Annotated in this window: 20 protein-coding genes; 14 read left to right on the top strand and 6 right to left on the bottom strand. The window is 59.7% G+C overall.

The window, feature by feature from the left end:
• Position 1: 1 nt before the first annotated feature.
• The 3 genes from ACQ4WL_RS17325 to ACQ4WL_RS17315 form a co-directional block, all read right to left on the bottom strand.
• The gene (locus tag ACQ4WL_RS17325; RefSeq protein ID WP_076568298.1) at positions 2 to 895 is read right to left on the bottom strand and encodes an ABC transporter ATP-binding protein; all 894 of its coding nucleotides are present in this window, start codon (positions 893 to 895) and stop codon (positions 2 to 4) included.
• Between the two features lie 191 nt (positions 896 to 1086).
• On the bottom strand, positions 1087 to 2283 hold the full coding sequence (locus tag ACQ4WL_RS17320) for an ABC transporter permease (protein ID WP_436510844.1): 1197 nt from the start codon (positions 2281 to 2283) through the stop codon (positions 1087 to 1089).
• 3 nt (positions 2284 to 2286) lie between these two features.
• Entirely contained in the window at positions 2287 to 3066 is a 780-nt protein-coding gene (locus tag ACQ4WL_RS17315; protein WP_152284302.1) for an ABC transporter ATP-binding protein, read from the bottom strand.
• 148 nt (positions 3067 to 3214) lie between these two features.
• On the opposite strand from ACQ4WL_RS17315, the gene ACQ4WL_RS17310 reads away from it, so the two are divergent.
• Both ACQ4WL_RS17310 and coq7 read left to right on the top strand, forming a co-directional pair.
• Positions 3215 to 3646, top strand: coding sequence for a hypothetical protein (locus ACQ4WL_RS17310; RefSeq protein ID WP_436510843.1), 432 nt, complete (start codon positions 3215 to 3217; stop codon positions 3644 to 3646).
• 86 nt (positions 3647 to 3732) lie between these two features.
• Positions 3733 to 4377 carry a 2-polyprenyl-3-methyl-6-methoxy-1,4-benzoquinone monooxygenase gene (coq7, locus tag ACQ4WL_RS17305; RefSeq protein WP_436510842.1) on the top strand — a complete coding sequence of 215 codons (645 nt, stop codon included), beginning with the start codon at positions 3733 to 3735 and terminating at the stop codon, positions 4375 to 4377.
• Positions 4378 to 4471: 94 nt separating this feature from the next.
• Here coq7 and ACQ4WL_RS17300 read toward each other — a convergent pair whose 3' ends face one another.
• Positions 4472 to 4894, bottom strand: coding sequence for an OsmC family protein (locus tag ACQ4WL_RS17300; protein WP_071079492.1), 423 nt, complete (start codon positions 4892 to 4894; stop codon positions 4472 to 4474).
• 225 nt (positions 4895 to 5119) lie between these two features.
• Between ACQ4WL_RS17300 and rplM the strand changes: the two genes are divergently transcribed.
• The 5 genes from rplM to erpA all read left to right on the top strand — a co-directional run bounded on the left by rplM (position 5120) and on the right by erpA (position 8106).
• Positions 5120 to 5548: a 50S ribosomal protein L13 gene (rplM, locus tag ACQ4WL_RS17295; RefSeq protein ID WP_010393282.1), complete on the top strand. Its 429-nt coding sequence runs from the start codon at positions 5120 to 5122 to the stop codon at positions 5546 to 5548.
• 9 nt (positions 5549 to 5557) lie between these two features.
• The gene (gene rpsI, locus ACQ4WL_RS17290; RefSeq protein ID WP_010393285.1) at positions 5558 to 5950 is read left to right on the top strand and encodes a 30S ribosomal protein S9; all 393 of its coding nucleotides are present in this window, start codon (positions 5558 to 5560) and stop codon (positions 5948 to 5950) included.
• A gap of 177 nt (positions 5951 to 6127) precedes the next feature.
• Complete coding sequence (gene argC, locus ACQ4WL_RS17285; RefSeq protein ID WP_436510841.1) at positions 6128 to 7165, top strand: N-acetyl-gamma-glutamyl-phosphate reductase; 1038 nt, start codon at positions 6128 to 6130, stop codon at positions 7163 to 7165.
• A 90-nt stretch (positions 7166 to 7255) separates the two neighbouring features.
• Positions 7256 to 7645, top strand: coding sequence for a bactofilin family protein (locus ACQ4WL_RS17280; protein ID WP_436510840.1), 390 nt, complete (start codon positions 7256 to 7258; stop codon positions 7643 to 7645).
• A 98-nt stretch (positions 7646 to 7743) separates the two neighbouring features.
• Positions 7744 to 8106: an iron-sulfur cluster insertion protein ErpA gene (gene erpA, locus ACQ4WL_RS17275; RefSeq protein WP_029496047.1), complete on the top strand. Its 363-nt coding sequence runs from the start codon at positions 7744 to 7746 to the stop codon at positions 8104 to 8106.
• Between the two features lie 74 nt (positions 8107 to 8180).
• Here the strand turns inward: erpA and ACQ4WL_RS17270 are convergent, their stop codons facing one another.
• Both ACQ4WL_RS17270 and ACQ4WL_RS17265 read right to left on the bottom strand, forming a co-directional pair.
• A complete protein-coding gene (locus ACQ4WL_RS17270) occupies positions 8181 to 9275 on the bottom strand; it encodes an anhydro-N-acetylmuramic acid kinase (protein WP_436510839.1) in 1095 nt (364 codons plus the stop codon).
• A gap of 125 nt (positions 9276 to 9400) precedes the next feature.
• Entirely contained in the window at positions 9401 to 10768 is a 1368-nt protein-coding gene (locus ACQ4WL_RS17265; protein ID WP_436510838.1) for a M23 family metallopeptidase, read from the bottom strand.
• A gap of 154 nt (positions 10769 to 10922) precedes the next feature.
• Here ACQ4WL_RS17265 and tyrS point away from each other — a divergent pair, with 154 nt between their 5' ends.
• The 7 genes from tyrS to purH all read left to right on the top strand — a co-directional run bounded on the left by tyrS (position 10923) and on the right by purH (position 17204).
• Complete coding sequence (tyrS, locus tag ACQ4WL_RS17260) at positions 10923 to 12188, top strand: tyrosine--tRNA ligase (RefSeq protein WP_436510837.1); 1266 nt, start codon at positions 10923 to 10925, stop codon at positions 12186 to 12188.
• Entirely contained in the window at positions 12185 to 12631 is a 447-nt protein-coding gene (gene dtd / locus ACQ4WL_RS17255; protein ID WP_436510836.1) for a D-aminoacyl-tRNA deacylase, read from the top strand. The genes tyrS and dtd overlap by 4 nt, the downstream gene beginning before the upstream one ends.
• Before the next feature lie 28 nt (positions 12632 to 12659).
• Positions 12660 to 13304, top strand: coding sequence for a YbhB/YbcL family Raf kinase inhibitor-like protein (locus ACQ4WL_RS17250; RefSeq protein ID WP_436510835.1), 645 nt, complete (start codon positions 12660 to 12662; stop codon positions 13302 to 13304).
• Between the two features lie 3 nt (positions 13305 to 13307).
• Complete coding sequence (locus ACQ4WL_RS17245) at positions 13308 to 13952, top strand: histidine phosphatase family protein (protein ID WP_436510834.1); 645 nt, start codon at positions 13308 to 13310, stop codon at positions 13950 to 13952.
• 107 nt (positions 13953 to 14059) lie between these two features.
• On the top strand, positions 14060 to 15112 hold the full coding sequence (gene dusB / locus ACQ4WL_RS17240; protein WP_436510833.1) for a tRNA dihydrouridine synthase DusB: 1053 nt from the start codon (positions 14060 to 14062) through the stop codon (positions 15110 to 15112).
• A 169-nt stretch (positions 15113 to 15281) separates the two neighbouring features.
• Entirely contained in the window at positions 15282 to 15515 is a 234-nt protein-coding gene (locus tag ACQ4WL_RS17235; protein WP_008445162.1) for a helix-turn-helix domain-containing protein, read from the top strand.
• A 102-nt stretch (positions 15516 to 15617) separates the two neighbouring features.
• Positions 15618 to 17204 carry a bifunctional phosphoribosylaminoimidazolecarboxamide formyltransferase/IMP cyclohydrolase gene (purH, locus tag ACQ4WL_RS17230; protein WP_436510832.1) on the top strand — a complete coding sequence of 529 codons (1587 nt, stop codon included), beginning with the start codon at positions 15618 to 15620 and terminating at the stop codon, positions 17202 to 17204.
• Positions 17205 to 17326 lie beyond the last annotated feature (122 nt).

Genomic DNA, 17326 nt, shown 5'->3' with positions numbered 1-17326 from the left:
CTCAGTCGCACTGCGGGGCGACGCGGTGGCGCCCGGCAATGGTGGCGAAATACAGGTCTTCCAGGTCGCCGATGGCTTCCTCGAAGCCGTCGCCCGGATCATCGTCGCTGTAGACGTGGATCAGGGTGCGGCCCGACAGCAAGCGCGTGGAAATGACGGCGTGGCGCTGCTGGAAGCTGGCCAGTTCCTTCTTTTCGACAAAGCGCGCCCAGATCTTGCAGCTGACTTCGTCAATCAGTTCCTGGGTCTTGCCGCACAGCAGCAAATGGCCCTTGTTGATGATGGCCATGTTGGCGCACAGGTCGGCCACGTCGGAGACGATGTGGGTCGACAGGATCACCGTCTTGTCTTCGCCGATGTCGGACAGCAGATTATGGAAGCGGACTCTTTCCTGCGGGTCGAGGCCGGCCGTCGGCTCGTCGACAATGATCAGTTTCGGGTCGCCCAGCAGGGCTTGCGCGATGCCGAAGCGCTGGCGCATGCCGCCGGAAAAGCTGCCCAGGCGCTGGTGGCGCACGTCGAACAGGTTGGTTTGCTGCAACAGGCCATCGACGACTTCGCGCCGGCGCGCCCGTTGCGACAGCCCTTTCAAGGTGGCGAAGTGGTCGAGCAGCTCGTAAGCCGTCACTTTCGGGTACAGGCCGAAGTCTTGCGGCAGGTAGCCCAGCATGCGGCGGACCTCGTCCTTGTCGTCGAGCACGTCATAGTCGCCGAAGAAGATGGAGCCGGAATCGCATTCCTGCAGGGTGGCCAGGGTGCGCATCAGGGTCGACTTGCCGGCGCCATTCGGGCCCAGCAAGCCAAACATCCCGGGCGGTATCGTCAGCGACACGTTATCCAGCGCCACCACGCCATTCGCGTAGGTCTTCGACAATTTACGGATCTGCAATTCCATACAACTCCTAACTCATGCGTTGCTGCCCGATGCTGCAGGGCTACTCTATGCTGGCATTGTATTGAATTTAAGACATACTGGGCAGTTGCATGCGATACACGGCATTTTCGCGTACCCAGAGTGCAGATGGGCGGGGTGGATGGCGCGCCATAGCGGGGACTGTTTTGCCCCGCTGGCGCGCCGCGTAACGATCAATTACGGAAGAGTACCGATTCCCGGTTAAACCACCAGCGGCACAGCATCAGCAGCGCACCCGCGATCACCGTGGTCGAAGCGAGGATCACGCCGAACATGCGGTAATCCATGGTGCCTTTCACCAGCTCCTTCATGGCCAGCGACACATTCGTCAGCGGCACCATGGCCCACATCCAGTTCAGCTCGACGCCGGGCAGCATGGCCGCCACCGTGGGCAGGATGACAAACAGCATCAATGGCGTGATCATGCCGGCCGCTTCCTTGTAGCTTTTCGCGTAGATCGAGATCGACAGCAACAGCGAGGCAAAGATGGCGGCCGTCGGCACCAGCATCAGGGTCACCATGGCCAGGTCAGGCAAGCCGATGCTGCGCACCATGACGGCCATGTTGCCTTCGAGGGAACTGCCGAAAATGGCCAGCAGGGCGCCCATGCTGCCGACCATCAGCACGGCCGAGGTCATGCCGACGGTAAACAGCACGAGGAACTTGGCCAGCACGATGGCGCTGCGCGGCACGGGCGCCAGCAGCAGGGTTTCCAGGGTGCCCCGCTCCTTTTCGCCGGCGCCCAGGTCGATGGCCGGGTACATGGCTGCCGTCAGGCACACCATCAGCAGCAGGTAGGGCAGCATGCCGCCGACGATGGCACCCATCTGCTCGCGCTCGTTGGCCGTCGACTGCTTGTCGAGCACGATGGGGTGCAGGGCAAAGGCCAGCTGGGCCGGACTCAGGTTCAGCGCCGACAGCGCCCCTTCGCGCAGGCTGGCGTTATACGTCTCGACGATCTCGCGCACCCGCTGCTGGGTCACGTCGACGGTGCTGGCGCTGTTGTAGTGCAGCACTACTTTGGCTTGCTGCTGTTGCTGCAACGCCTCTTCAAACTGGGGCGGAATGACGACGGCAAACTTGATGCTGTCGTCGCCGATGGCGCGGCGGATGTCGGCCTCGCTGGCCAGCGGCACTTCGCGCAGATTGTGTTGCTGGGCAAAGCGCGCGCTCAAGCCCGGCGAATGCTCCTTGCCGAACAGGGCGTAGCGCATTTCCGCCGTCTTGGCGTTCTTGAACATATTGCTTGAAACATAAGCGAAGCCGCCAAAGATCAGCGGCATGGCAAAGATGGGGATAAGGATGGTGAAAATCAGCGTCTTGCGGTCGCGCGTGAGTTCCAGCAATTCTTTCAGATAAATGGTCCACATGGTTCAGGCTCCCTGGTTGATGACGCTGACAAAGGCATCGTACAAGTCCGCGCTGCCGCCCAGGTGGCGCAGTTCGTTGACCGTGCCATTGAAGGCGGTGGTGCCGCGGTTGATGATGCAGACCCGGTCGCACAGCTTTTCCACCTCGTGCAGATGGTGCGTGGAAAAGATCAGCGGCACGCGCAGCGCCTTGTAGCTGGCGATGAAGTCGAGCAGGATCTTGGCCGACATCACGTCCAGGCCCGTGGTCGGCTCGTCGAGGATCACCACTTGCGGCTCATGCACGACGGTGCGGGCGATCGCGCACTTCTGTTTCATGCCCGTCGACAACTGATCGGCCCGCTTACCGCCGTATTCCTCCATCTGCAGCAGGGCAAACAGCTCGTCGCAGCGGCGTTTCAACTTGTCGGCCGGCATGCCATGCAGGCGGCCAAAGTATTCGACGTTCTCGCGCGCCGTCAGGCGGCCATACAGCCCCGTCGAACCGGACAGGAAACCGATGCTCTGGCGCGCCACCAGCGGTTGCTGCAGCACATCGACGCCGTTGACGAGGGCGCTGCCCGCATCCGCTTGCAAGGCCGTCGACAGCAGGCGCAGGGTAGTGGTCTTGCCGGCGCCATTCGGGCCCAGCAGGCCCAGCACTTCGCCCGGGGCGCAGCTGAAACTGACGTCGCGCACGGCGTGGAACCAGCCATCGTGTTCGCGCGGATCGCTGACGTGCACGGCCTTGCCCTTGTGGGGCGGCATGCGGAAACGTTTTGCCAGGTGTTTGACCTCAATCATGTGTTTCATCCATTCAACGGTGAAGAACGAGAGTAGCATGCAAAAAATGTAACTTGCAAGATGGAAATATCGTTTGGTCTATTGAAAAAAACAGTATCTTCATGCAAGCTGGCCCGGTGGGCGCCGGCGGACGGCGCGGGAGAGCGCAATGCAAACGATCGATCAGGCAATGCAGGACAAAGTACTGGCCGTGGCGCGCGCCGGCATGACCAGTGTCGAAGCCATTGGTTTCTTCCGCGTCAGCCTGGGCTTGTACTACCTGGCTGGCTTGATGACGGAAGAAACCCTCGATTTCAAGCAGATCGACGCCAGGTACAACCGGTTTATTTATCACTCGATCGGTGGCGGGCACAGCATCGCTAGCGTGCTGCAATTCATGAGCGGCGAGAAAGTCTTGCGCGTGCTGCAATCGGAGCGTTTTCTCGCCGCGTTTGCAGAGCACTGCCCGGACATCCCCGTCGACAGCATTTCCTTCCTGGTTTCACTGAACCTGGGCGTGGCGAAAAGTCTGTCCGGCCTGGACGCCGTCGGTCCCGTGGTCGATTGGATCGAGCAGGAAAAAGCGCGCACAGGTCAATAAAGCCCGGTTCAGCCTGCGCACGGTGTGGGGACGGCTGGCCCCGATCGTCCTATAATTCATGTTTTCCCTTTACCTGAATAGCCACGATGACCGCGAACCGATATTTTGCCCCCCTGGATCGTTTGATTGTTGGCGCCGACAAGGCCCTGCGCGTCATCGCGGGCGTGGCTTCGGCCTCGCGCCCCTCGCCGGCTGCGCACGCGCCCGATGCCGAGCTGAGCGCGGCCGAGCAGCGCCACAGCGCCGGCTTGATGCGCGTCAACCATGTGGGAGAAGTGTGCGCGCAAGCCCTGTACAACTCGCAGGCGCGCTATGCGCACAGCCCGGCCATCCGCGCCCAGTTCGATGAAGCGGGACGCGAAGAGGAAGACCACCTGGCCTGGACGGCGCAGCGCCTGACGGAGCTGGGCTCGCGTCTGAGCCTGCTCAATCCCCTGTGGTACGCGGGTTCCTTTGCGCTGGGCACCATTGCCGCGCGCATGGGTGACGGCCGCAGCCTGGGTTTTGTGGTGGAAACGGAGCGCCAGGTGGAAGCGCACCTGGCCAGCCACTTGCAGCAATTGCCGCCGCAGGACGCCAAGTCGCGCGCCATCGTCAAGCAGATGGCCATCGATGAAGTGGAACACGGCGCCGCCGCCCAGCGCCTGGGCGCCATCGATACCCCGGCGCCGGTGAAGGCGCTGATGGGCATCATGGGCAAAGTGATGACGAAGACGGCGTATTACCTGTAGGTCGGATTAGGCCGCAGGCCGTAATCCGACAATATTGTTGACGTCAATGGTGTTGTCGGATTACGCGCTGGCGCGCTAATCCGACCTACCCGACCTACTCCTCGATGATTTCGAAGGAATGGGTGATTTCCGCTGTCTTGGCCAGCATGATCGATGCCGAGCAATATTTGTCGTGTGACAAAGTAACGGCCCGTTCCACTGCCGTCGGTTTCAGGGCCTTGCCCCGTACGGTGAAGTGGAAGTGGATCTTGGTAAACACTTTCGGGTCGGTGTCGGCACGCTCGGCCTTCAGGGTCACTTCGCAGCCACTGACGGCTTCGCGCCCGCGTTTCAGGATCAGCACCACGTCATAGGCAGTGCAGCCGCCCGTGCCCAGCAAGACCATTTCCATGGGGCGTGGCGCCAGGTTGTGGCCGCCGCCATCGGGCGCGCCATCCATGGTCACCAGGTGGCCGGAACCGGTTTCTGCCCGAAAACTCATGCCCGACGGGCCATTCCAGCTGACTTTGCATTCCATCGTACTCTCCGAAAATTGTAAGCGTTTTGTATTGTAATAGAGGAATGCCTGTCCATGTGCCGCCCGCCAGCCCGCAGCGGGTCTGCATCGTGGCTTGACGCGGCAAGGCAAAGCCGCTTATACTTGTCGGCTTTCCGTTCGCTCAGGAAAAGTAAATAAGGCAGAGTCCGCATAGCAGCATAGTCGGAACCACCATTTGAGCGTGTAATCTATTAGGAAGTCAACATGAAAACATTTTCCGCTAAAGGACATGAAGTCCAGCGCGATTGGTTCGTGGTTGACGCGACGGACAAAGTCCTCGGACGTGTTGCCAGCGAAGTGGCACTCCGACTGCGCGGCAAACACAAACCAGAATTTACTCCTCACGTCGATACCGGCGACTTTATCGTCGTCATCAACGCAGGCAAACTGCGTGTGACCGGTACCAAAGCTACTGAGAAAATTTACTACCGTCACTCTGGTTATCCAGGCGGCATCTACGAAACCAACTTCCAGAAAATGCAACAGCGTTTTCCAGGTCGCGCGCTTGAGAAAGCGGTCAAGGGCATGCTGCCTAAAGGCCCACTCGGCTACGCAATGATCAAGAAGCTGAAAGTGTACGCGGAAGGTTCCCATCCGCACGCTGCTCAGCAACCTAAAGCACTTGTTCTCTAAGGAACTGACATGATCGGTAATTACAATTATGGAACCGGCCGTCGCAAAAGTGCAGTGGCTCGGGTTTTTATCAAAGTTGGCACAGGCTTGATCGTTGTTAACGGCAAACCAGCAAACGAATACTTTTCGCGCGAAACGGGTCTGATGGTCATCCGTCAACCACTGGAACTGACCGGCAATGTCGAGCGTTTCGACATCAAAGTCAACGTCCATGGCGGCGGTGAGTCGGGCCAGGCTGGTGCAGTTCGTCACGGCATCACCCGCGCTCTGATCGACTACGATGCAGCGTTGAAACCGGAACTGGCGAAAGCCGGCTTCGTTACCCGCGATGCACGTGAAGTCGAGCGTAAAAAAGTTGGTCTGCGCAAAGCACGTCGCGCAAAGCAATTCTCGAAGCGTTAATTTCTACGCTACAGCACCTTCGGGTGCTGGTCGAAAAGCCGCTGGACTTCGGTCCTGCGGCTTTTTTGCATTTCAGCGGGATGCGCCGTTGCGCTGTAAAATACGCGGAAAACCCACAGGGGTAGCGTTTCCCCTATCTTTATGCAATCTTATGCAATCTATACACAAGGAAAGAACATGATCAAAGTTGGCATCGTCGGCGGCACTGGATACACGGGCGTGGAATTGCTGCGCTTGCTCGCTACCCATCCAGATGTCGAGTTGACGGCGATTACCTCGCGCAAGGAAGATGGCTTGCCCGTTGCTGACATGTATCCTTCCCTGCGTGGCCACGTAAAACTGGCGTTTTCCTCGCCGGACAAGGCGAATCTGGAACAGTGCGACGTGGTCTTCTTTGCCACGCCACACGGCGTTGCGATGGCGCAAGCACCAGCGTTGCTGGCCGCCGGCGTGAAAGTCATCGATCTGGCCGCCGACTTCCGCCTGAAAGACCAGGCCAAGTTCGAACAGTGGTACAAGATTCCCCACACGGCGCCCGAGTTGATCGAGCAAGCCGTGTACGGCTTGCCGGAACTGAACCGTGAAGATATTAAAAAAGCCAGCTTGATCGCCAACCCCGGTTGCTACCCGACCACCATGCAGCTGGGCTTTTACCCGCTGCTCAAGGCGGGCCTGGTCCATGCGGGCGGCTTGATCGCCGACTGCAAGTCGGGTGTGTCCGGCGCCGGCCGCAAGGCGGAAATCGGCATCCTGTTCTCGGAAAGCAGCGACAGCTTCAAAGCCTACGGCGTGGCCGGCCACCGCCACTTGCCGGAAACGATGGCGCAATTGCAGCGTTTCACGGACGAAAAAGTGGCGCTGACCTTCACGCCGCACCTGGTGCCGATGATCCGCGGCATGCACTCGACCCTTTACGCGCAGCTGAACAAGGATGTCAGCAATGAAGAATTGCAATCTTTGTTCGAACAGCAATACAAGGACGAGCCTTTCGTCGATGTGATGCCATTCGGCTCGCACCCGGAAACCCGCTCCACGCGGGGCTCGAACATGTTGCGCCTGGCCTTGCATCGCCCTGAAGGCGGCAACACCGTCATCGTGCTGGTGGTGCAGGATAATCTGGTCAAGGGCGCCTCGGGCCAGGCCGTGCAATGCATGAACTTGATGTTTGGCTTGAAAGAAACGGCTGGTTTGCAACACATCGCCCTGCTGCCGTAAAAATAGGCAGCCGTGCTTGCGCAGGTCCGGCGCCTTTTTGCCGGACCTGTGATAAATTGAACTGCCACCTACCCCGACAGGATGACGTTCATGTTCGAGCGCAACGCGAAAAACCCCATCGACACCCTGATCGGCGCCTCCACGCGGATCGAGGGCGACTTGCTGTTTTGCGGCGGCTTGCGCATCGATGGCCATGTGCGCGGCAATGTCAAGGGCGAAGCAGGCGAGCCCACGTATGTGGTGCTGGGCGAGGCGGGCCGCATCGATGGCGAGGTGCGCTGCTCCAGCCTGGTCGTCAGCGGCGAGATCAATGGCCCCGTGTATGTGTCCGAAATGCTTGAAATCCAGCCGAAAGCCCGCATTGTAGGAGAGGTCTATTACAAGGTGCTGGAAATGCACAGCGGCGCATTGGTGCAAGGCAAGCTGAGTCGCCACGACAGCGCCGACCCCGTGCTGCACCTGGCCGTGTCTGAAATGTGAGCAGGAACAACACCGTCCAGCTGTGTCAGCGGCGGTCGCAGCGCGACTTGCGCCAACAGTCTATAATGAGTTAATGTTTTCTAGTAGGAGTGTCCGATATGAATGCCGTCGCTGAAATGCAAGATGTGATCCCTTCACCCATTATCTTTACCGATAGCGCCGCTGAAAAAGTCGCGCAGTTGATCGAAGAAGAAGGCAATCCCGACCTGAAGTTGCGCGTCTTCGTGCAGGGTGGCGGCTGTTCCGGCTTCCAATATGGTTTCACTTTCGACGAAATCGTCAATGAAGATGACACCACCATGGTCAAGAACGGCGTCCAGCTGTTGATCGATTCCATGAGCTACCAGTACCTGGTCGGCGCGGAAATCGATTACAAGGATGACCTGGAAGGCGCGCAGTTCGTGATTAAAAACCCAACTGCTACTTCTACCTGCGGTTGCGGCTCGTCCTTCTCCGTTTAAGTATTAAACGGAGCAAGTAAGAAAATAGCGGATCGATGATCCGCTATTTGTGTTTATGGAATAGTTTTTTCTTGTCAACGCGGATACAGCGCGCCCAGTACCCGTAGCCCCTGCGCACCCGTCACAGTCGGCAAGTTGCCCGGCTTGCGCTGTGTAAAACGCCAGGCCAGCCAGGCGAATGCCAGCGCCTCGACCTGGCTGGGCGCCACGCCCAGCGCTTCGGTAGACTCCACCGCCATGCCCGGCAGTTCGCGCGCCAGCGCCGCCATCAGGCTGGCGTTTAGCGCGCCGCCGCCACATACATACACCGTTTCCGCCTGTGCCCCATCGCGCGCGATGGCGTGCGCCAGGCTGGCGGCCGTCAGTTGCGTCAGGGTGGCTTGCACGTCGGCCGGCCGGGCGGCTGGATGCCTGGCCAGCTTGCCTTGCAGCCAGTCGGCATGGAACAGATCGCGTCCCGTGCTTTTCGGCGCCGGCAAGTCAAAATAGGGATCATTGAGCAATTCTGCCAGCAGGGCAGGGATGACCTTGCCCGTGGCGGCCCAGGCGCCGTTGGCGTCGTACGGTTGGCCCTGGTGCTGCAGGACCCAGCCATCCATCAGCGCATTGCCGGGGCCCGTGTCGTAGCCTGTTACCGTGCCGTCCGCATGCAGCACGCTGATATTGCTGATGCCGCCGACATTGGCCAGCACGCGTGTGTGGCCGGGCAGATTGAAAATGGCTTGATGGAAGGCCGGCACCAGCGGTGCGCCCTGGCCGCCGGCCGCCACGTCGCGGCTGCGCAAGTCGGCGATGACATCGATACCCGTCAGTTCGGCCAGCAAGGCCGGGTTGTTCAACTGGCGCGTAAAGCCCAGTTCGGGGCGGTGGCGGATGGTCTGGCCATGCGCGCCGATGGCGACGATGGCGTCCGCGACGATGCCCGCGTTGCTCAACAGCATGGTGACGCAGTCGGCGTAATGGCGCACGAGTTGATTGGCCGCCAGCGCTTCACGTTCGATTTCATTCTGGCCGGCACTTTGCAATGCCATCAGATCGGCGCGCAGTCTGGCGGGAAAGGCAATATAGGCGTCTCCCAGGCTGAGCGCGCTGCCATCGTCGTAAAAATCGACCAGCGCGCCATCGACGCCGTCCAGGCTGGTGCCCGACATCAAACCGATATACAGCATGGGTGTTTCCTCGCGTGCGTAAGTGATGGGGTACATTGTGCCGCATTTTTTGCGCGCATAAAACAAAGGCACCGGCCATCTGCATGGGCGGTGCCTGTTGCCCGAAGGCAGTGTCGCAGTTTCGTTTAACGCGACGCCAGTGCCGTATCGTTTGGACGCAGCAGGGTGAAGCGGTGCATCATGTCATTGGACACCATGCGGAAGCGGCTCAGCTCGGCGGCCGTCAGCGGCGCCTGGGCTTGGACGTTCAGCTTGCTTGGGTCTTTCGCTACGCCGCCGACGCGGAATTCATAGTGCAAATGGGCGCCCGTGGACCAGCCGGTGGTGCCGACATAGCCGATCACATCACCCTGGCTCACTTTTTGACCTTTTTTCAAGCCCGAAGCGAAGCGGCTCATGTGGGCGTAAGCGGTGGTGTAGTTGGCCCAGTGTTTCAGGACAACAACATTGCCGTAGCCATTTTGACTGCCGACGGAATCGACCACGCCATCGCCCGAGGCGCGGATAGGCGTGCCCGTTGCAGCAGCGAAATCGATGCCCTTGTGCGCTTTCCAGTTGCCGGAAATCGGGTGCACGCGCATGGAGAAGCCGGACGAGATGCGGGAGAATTCGAGGGGGGATTTCAGGAAGGCTTTTTTGAGGGACTTGCCGTCAAAACTGTAGTAACCGCCGCCTTGCTTGCTGGCCGGGTCTTCGAACCAAACAGACTGGTAAGTCGTGCCGCGGTTGGTGAATTCACCGGCCAGGATGCGGCCCGCGCGGACAAATTCGCCATCTTGCCAGAATGTTTCGTAGACAACATTGAACGCGTCGCCGCGTTTCAGGTCGGAGCGGAAGTCGATATTGGTGGAGAACATTTCCACGATTTGCGCGGAAATCGAGTCTGGCAGGCGGGTGCCGTCCAGGCTGGAGTCGGTAGCGGCGAACAGGGTGGAAGTAATCTTGCGCGCGTGCATTTCAACGCGGCGTTCCAGCTGGGCTGCTACTTCCGTGGCCACGAACTTGTCGCCCTTGCGGCTGATCAGGATGTTCTTGACCGATTTGTCGCTGCCGTCGACGAGGGTGGCACGCATCCAGTTGAGGTCGCCGTTTTCGGTCGTTTGCGCTTGCACGCGCTTGCCCGATTTCAGCAACATCACGCCGCGCGCGATCTTGTCGGTTTTAATGAAATTGGCGGCCGCCGGATCATCCACGCCGAGACGGGTCAGCAGGGTGGCGAGGGTATCGCCAGCGCGGACTTTTTCTTCGTGGGTGAAATTCTGGTCTACCTGTTCCATCGCGGAAATTTGCGAGGCGAGATCAGGCATTTCCAGGTTCTGGGCGATGGACGTGACCGGCAAGTCGGATGCGTCGGGTGCCATGGGAGACACAGCGACAGCGCCAAAGGCGGCAACGGCGAGCAGCACTGCCGACGCGCCAATAATGCGTGCCTTGCGTGTCGTCGTCAGCTGTGTGTACAAGCGTGAGCCTGTGATTTTATGTATAGGGTTCATGCAATCAGTTAAAATTTGCCCTTGAACGTGACCTGAACTAATGCTCTTTGTTATTGTTATTTTGGTTCGTTTTCATACGGCAAGATTGATGGGATCGAGCATTATAGCAAACTCCGCAAACCTACTACCATTTTGAGATCTACAGTCAAATTTTATGGAAATCAACACCACCGCATCGCCTACAAAGGCTAACGCCGCTCAGACCGCACTTCCGCTGTCGGACAGAGTACAAGAAGCCCTCACGATTACCAAGCGTGGCGTCGACGAACTCTTGATCGAAAGCGAATTTGCGCAAAAATTAGCACGGTCCGAGAAAACCGGTGTTCCACTGCGCATCAAACTGGGCCTGGACCCGACTGCACCCGACTTGCATCTGGGCCACACTGTCGTGCTGAACAAGATGCGCCAGCTGCAAAATCTCGGCCATCAAGTCATTTTCCTCATCGGCGACTTCACTTCGATGATCGGCGATCCTTCGGGCCGCAACGTCACGCGCCCGCCTTTGACCCGCGAACAGATCGAGATTAACGCGATGACGTATTTCGCGCAAGCATCTTTAGTGTTGGACGCCAGCAAAACTGAAATTCGCTATAACTCCGAGTGGTGCGATCCGCTGGGTGCGCGTGGCATCATCCAGCTCGCTTCCCACTACACGGTGGCGCGCATGATCGAGCGCGACGACTTCACCAAGCGCTTCCAGGGCGGCATTCCTATTTCCGTACATGAATTCCTGTACCCGTTGATGCAGGGCTACGATTCGGTGGCCCTGAAATCGGATCTGGAACTGGGCGGCACGGACCAGAAGTTCAACCTGCTGGTGGGCCGCGAACTGCAAAAGCAGTACGGACAGGAGCAGCAGTGTATTTTGACCATGCCGCTGCTGGAAGGTTTGGATGGCGTGGAAAAAATGTCCAAGTCGAAGAATAACTACATCGGCATCACGGAACCGGGCAACACCATGTTCGCCAAGCTGATGAGCATTTCCGACGTGATGATGTGGCGCTACTACGAGCTGCTGTCGTGGCGCTCGATCGCCGAACTGGCGCAGCTGAAGAGCGAAGTGGAAGGCGGGCGCAATCCACGCGATGCCAAGGTTGCCCTGGCACAAGAAATCGTTGCCCGCTTCCATTCGCAGCAGGCAGCGGAAGATGCGCTGGCCGACTTCGTCAACCGTTCGAAGGGCGGCATTCCCGACGACATTCCCGAAGTGAGCCTGGCTGGCGCGCCGGTGGGCATCCCACAATTGCTCAAGCAGGCTGGCCTGTGCCCATCCACGTCGGAAGCCATGCGCATGATCGAGCAAGGCGGCGTGCGCATCGACGGCACTGTCATCAGCGACAAGGCGCTGCAAGTGGCGGCAGGCCAGTTCGTGTTGCAAGTTGGCAAGCGCAAATTTGCACGCGTCACCCTGGCGGCATGATTGCGCTGCTGCAACGCGTTACGCAGGCAAAAGTCGATGTCGACGGTGCCACCATCGGCGCCATCGACGCCGGCCTGATGGTGCTCGTGTGCGCCGAGCGGGGCGATACGGAAAAGGAAGCGGACGCCCTGCTGACCAAGCTGCTCGGCTATCGCGTGTTTTCCGACGCAGCGGGCAAGATGAACCGCAGCGTGACGGACGTGGCTGGCGGCTTGCTGCTGGTGCCCCAGTTCACGCTGGCGGCCGACACCAAGTCCGGCACGCGCCCGTCGTTTACGCCAGCGGCCGCGCCGCAGGACGGCTTGCGCCTGTTCACGCATTTCGTGGAACAGGCGCGACACCGCCATGCGACCGTGCAAACGGGACAGTTCGGCGCCGACATGCAGGTGTCGCTGACGAACGACGGGCCCGTCACGTTCTGGCTGCAAGTGAACGCCAAATAAGCGCGAAACAATATAAGGGGAGCAAGCGATGAAATTGTGGAGCGAAACGTTTCGTGATGGCGGCCTGGTGCCGGCCGAGTATGCGTTCGCCGAGATCGATCCGGCCAGCCGCGTGCGCCTTGCCGGCAACCGCAATCCCCATCTGGCCTGGGACGAGGTGCCGAACGGCACCGCGTCGCTGGCCCTGTTTTGCATCGACCCCGATGCGCCGCAAGACGCCAGCCTGGTCAACCGCGACGACCAGGCCCTGCCCCTGACGGCGCCGCGCGGCGACTTTTATCACTGGAGCTTGCTCGACTTGCCGCCCGCCATGCGGGTGATTGCCGCCGGAGAGTTTTCCAGCGGCATCACGCCGCGCGGCAAGGCGGCCGGCACTGGTACTGGGTTGCAATTGCGCCAGGGCTTGAACGACTACACGGGCTGGTTTGCCGGCGATGCTGACATGGCCGGCGATTATTATGGTTATGATGGTCCGTGCCCGCCGTGGAATGACGAGCGCATCCATCACTACATTTTCCGCCTGTATGCGCTCGACGTGCCAAAGTTGGCCTTGCCCGAGCGTTTTACGGGGCAGCAAGCCCATGCCGCCATTTACGGCCACATCCTCGACGAAGCCCAGCTCGTCGTTGCCTACTCGCTCAATCCCGAGTTGGCACTTACCCTGAAAAAATAACGCATGAGCACCACGATCTTACTGATACGCCATGGCGAAACGGCCTGGAATGCGGGCCGCCGCCTGCAGGGCCATATCGACATCGCCTTGAACGAGGCGGGCCTGGCGCAAGCGGCGGCGTTGGGGCAGGCGCTGGCGGACGAACCGCTGGCCGCCATCATCGCCAGCGATCTGCAACGCGCGCAGCAAACGGCGCAAGCCGTGGCCGAGGTGAACCAGCTGCCCGTGCAAACCGACCCCTTGCTGCGCGAGCGCTGCTATGGCGCGTTCGAAGGCTTGCTGTATGCCGATATTGCCGCGCGCTATCCGCACGAGTATGCGCAATGGCAATCGCGGCAGATCGATGCCGTGATGCCCTCGGGCGAGCGCGAGGCCGAAAGTTTCCGCCAGTTCTATGCGCGCGCGAATGGCGCCATCGCCCGCTGGGCCCAGCAGTATGACGGCCAGACGATCGCCATCGTGGCCCACGGTGGCGTGCTCGAGTGCGCCTACCGCGAGGCGGTCGGCATGACGCTCGACAGTCCGCGCGACTTCCAGGTGAAAAATGCCAGTGTCAACCGTTTTTCGTATGCCGACGGCAAGCTGCATTTAGTGCATTGGGGAAATATCGAACATCTGAGCGCGCCCGCGATGGACGAGCTGGGCTAAGCGGCCCCATCGTCACTCTGACGCACTAATCCAAAAAAATAGTGCTTATTAAATAGGCAGGGAATCGGTTAAAATAGCAGGTTCCTCCGTCCATTCCAGGTTCTTCAGTGCAAATCGGCCCTCACATTCTGCGCAACAACGTTTTCGTCGCTCCAATGGCGGGCGTGACGGATCGGCCTTTCCGCCAGTTGTGCAAGCAATTGGGGGCAGGCTATGCCGTGTCGGAGATGGCGGCGTCGAATCCACGCCTGTGGGCGACGGAAAAAAGCGCGCGCCGCACGGACCACGAAGGCGAAATGGAGCCGAAAGCCGTGCAAATCGCTGGTGCCGATCCGCAAGACCTGGCCGATTGCGCCAAGTTCAATGTGGACCGGGGCGCGCAGATCATCGACATCAACATGGGTTGCCCCGTGAAGAAGGTATGCAATAGCTGGTGCGGTTCGGCCTTGTTGCAAAACGAAAGCCTGGTCGAAAAGATCTTGCATGCCGTCGTCAACGCCGTCGACGTGCCCGTTACCCTGAAATTTCGCACGGGCTGGAACCGCGAAAACAAGAATGCCCTGACCATCGCCCGCATCGCCGAGCAAGCCGGCATACAGATGCTGACCTTGCACGGCCGCACGCGCGCCGATGGCTACAAGGGCGATGCCGAATATGAAACGATTGCCGCCGTGAAAGCATCGGTCAGCATACCCGTGGTGGCCAATGGCGACATTACCAGCCCGGAAAAGGCCCGCTTTGTGCTCGATCAAACGGGCGCCGATGCCGTCATGATCGGCCGTGCGGCGCAGGGCCGGCCGTGGATTTGCCGCGAGATCGACCATTTCCTGCGCACCGGCACCTTGCTGCCGGCACCCTACGTGGATGAAGTACGTACTCTGATGGATGAGCATTTGCGCGCCCATTACGCGTTTTATGGTGAATTTCTCGGGGTGCGTACGGCGCGCAAGCACATCGGCTGGTATGTGAAAGACCTGGAAGGCGGCGAGGCGTTTCGACAGCAAATGAACTTGCTGGAGTCGACGGACGCGCAGTTGCTGGCCGTCGATCAATTTTTTGAGTCGCAATGGAAATTTGGCGAACGGTTACAATACCGCCTCTCCGAATCCAGTGAAAGTGGCCTGATCGATGTGATCAAACCTATGGCCACGGCAGCATGAGCAGATAGCAACAAGCAGGGTAGTCAGTTACCAGCAGCACAAGGGCGAGCGCCTATATACAGAGCGTCATGCAATATTAATTACAACACCGAGGCAAGAGGGCAGCACGCGGACCGCATGAGCGGCGCGGCGCCCGATGGCCAGGTGTTCAGCCGGTTGAAGCATACAAATGAGCAAAGAAAGCATTCAGGAAGTCGTACAGAAAAGTCTAGAAGATTACTTCAATGACCTGGGCGAACAGCAAGCGTCGAATATCTATGACATGGTCGTGCTGACCGTGGAAAAGCCCATCCTGGAAGTCGTGATGACACGCGCCGATGGCAACCAGTCGCACGCCGCGCAGATGCTGGGCATCAACCGCAATACCCTGCGCAAGAAATTGCAGGAGCACGGTTTGCTGTAATGCCGGCATGCAAGTGACGCCAAGATTTGAATCCGCCGCCGCCTCAGCCAGATGACTGAGCGGCGCCATTCGCCAAGAACACTTAACCACCTAGCCACAGCCATGATCAAACAAGCTCTCCTCTCCGTTTCCGACAAGACCGGCGTTCTCGAATTCGCCCGTGCCCTGTCCGCCCTCGGCGTCAACCTCCTGTCCACCGGCGGTACCGCCAAATTGCTGGCCGACAACGGTGTTCCCGTCACGGAAGTTGCCGATTACACCGGTTTCCCGGAGATGCTCGATGGCCGTGTGAAGACCCTGCACCCGAAAGTGCACGGCGGTATCCTGGCGCGCCGCGATTTCCCTGAGCACATGTCGAAACTGGTCGAGCACGACATGCCGACCATCGACATGGTGGTGGTCAACCTGTACCCGTTCCAGGCCACGGTCGCCAAGGCCGATTGCACGCTGGAAGACGCGATCGAAAACATCGATATCGGCGGCCCGACCATGCTGCGTTCGGCGGCCAAGAACCACAAGGACGTGGTCGTCATCTGCGATCCGACCGACTATGACGCCGTGCTGGCGGAGCTGCGCTCTGCCGACGGCACGGCCGGCACGGTCAGCTACGACACCAAATTCATGCTGGCGAAAAAAGTCTTTGCGCACACGGCGCAATACGATGGCGCCATCACCAACTACCTGACCAGCCTGGGCCCGACGAAAGTGCACGCCGAGCGCGGCGCCTATCCGCAAGTGTTGAATATTGCATTTGAGAAAGTGCAAGACATGCGCTACGGTGAAAACCCGCACCAGAGCGCCGCCTTCTACCGTGACCTGGTCACCATCGATGGCGCGCTGGCCAACTACCGCCAGCTGCAAGGCAAGGAATTGTCGTACAACAACATCGCCGATGCTGATGCGGCCTGGGAATGCGTGAAGAGCCTGGGCGGTTTCGAACAAAGCGCCGCCTGCGTCATCGTCAAGCATGCGAACCCATGCGGCGTCGCCCTGGGCAAGAATGCGGCCGAAGCGTACGCGCGCGCCCTGCAGACGGACCCGACCTCCGCGTTTGGCGGCATCATTGCGTTTAATACCGAACTGGACGGCGCTACGGCCGGCGAAATCGCCAAGCTGTTCGTCGAAGTGCTGATCGCCCCATCGTTCTCCGTGGAAGCGAAACAGATTCTGTCGAGCAAGCAAAACGTGCGCATGCTGGAAATCCCGCTGGGCAGCGGCGTCAACGCCATGGACTTCAAACGCGTCGGCGGCGGCTTGCTGGTGCAATCGCCGGACGCGAAAAACGTCGGTATCGGCGACTTGCGCGTGGTCAGCAAGCTGCAGCCTACGCCGCAGCAATTGTCCGACCTGATGTTCGCCTGGAAAGTGGCGAAATTCGTCAAGTCGAACGCCATCGTTTTCTGTGGCAATAACATGACCCTGGGCGTGGGCGCTGGCCAGATGAGCCGTATCGACTCTGCCCGCATCGCATCCATCAAGGCGCAAAACGCGGGCTTGTCGCTGGCCGGTTCCGTGGTGGCGTCGGACGCCTTCTTCCCCTTCCGCGACGGCCTCGACGTCGTCGTCGACGCGGGCGCGACCTGCGTCATCCACCCGGGCGGCTCCATGCGCGACCAGGAAGTGATCGATGCGGCGGACGAGCGCGGCGTCGTGATGTTGTACACGGGCACGCGTCATTTCCGTCATTAATTAAACCCAACGGCAAATGCTGGGGTCAGACCCGCCGGGTCTGACCCCGGATGTTGCTTGTGGGGTGAAGATGTATAGAACGGCAGGCACCGGTTATTCACCGGTGCCTGCCGTATTCATTA

The sequence above is a fragment of the Janthinobacterium kochi genome, assembly GCF_051380715.1.
Lineage (GTDB): Bacteria > Pseudomonadota > Gammaproteobacteria > Burkholderiales > Burkholderiaceae_D > Janthinobacterium.
This window is presented reverse-complemented; position numbering and strand designations above follow the sequence as displayed.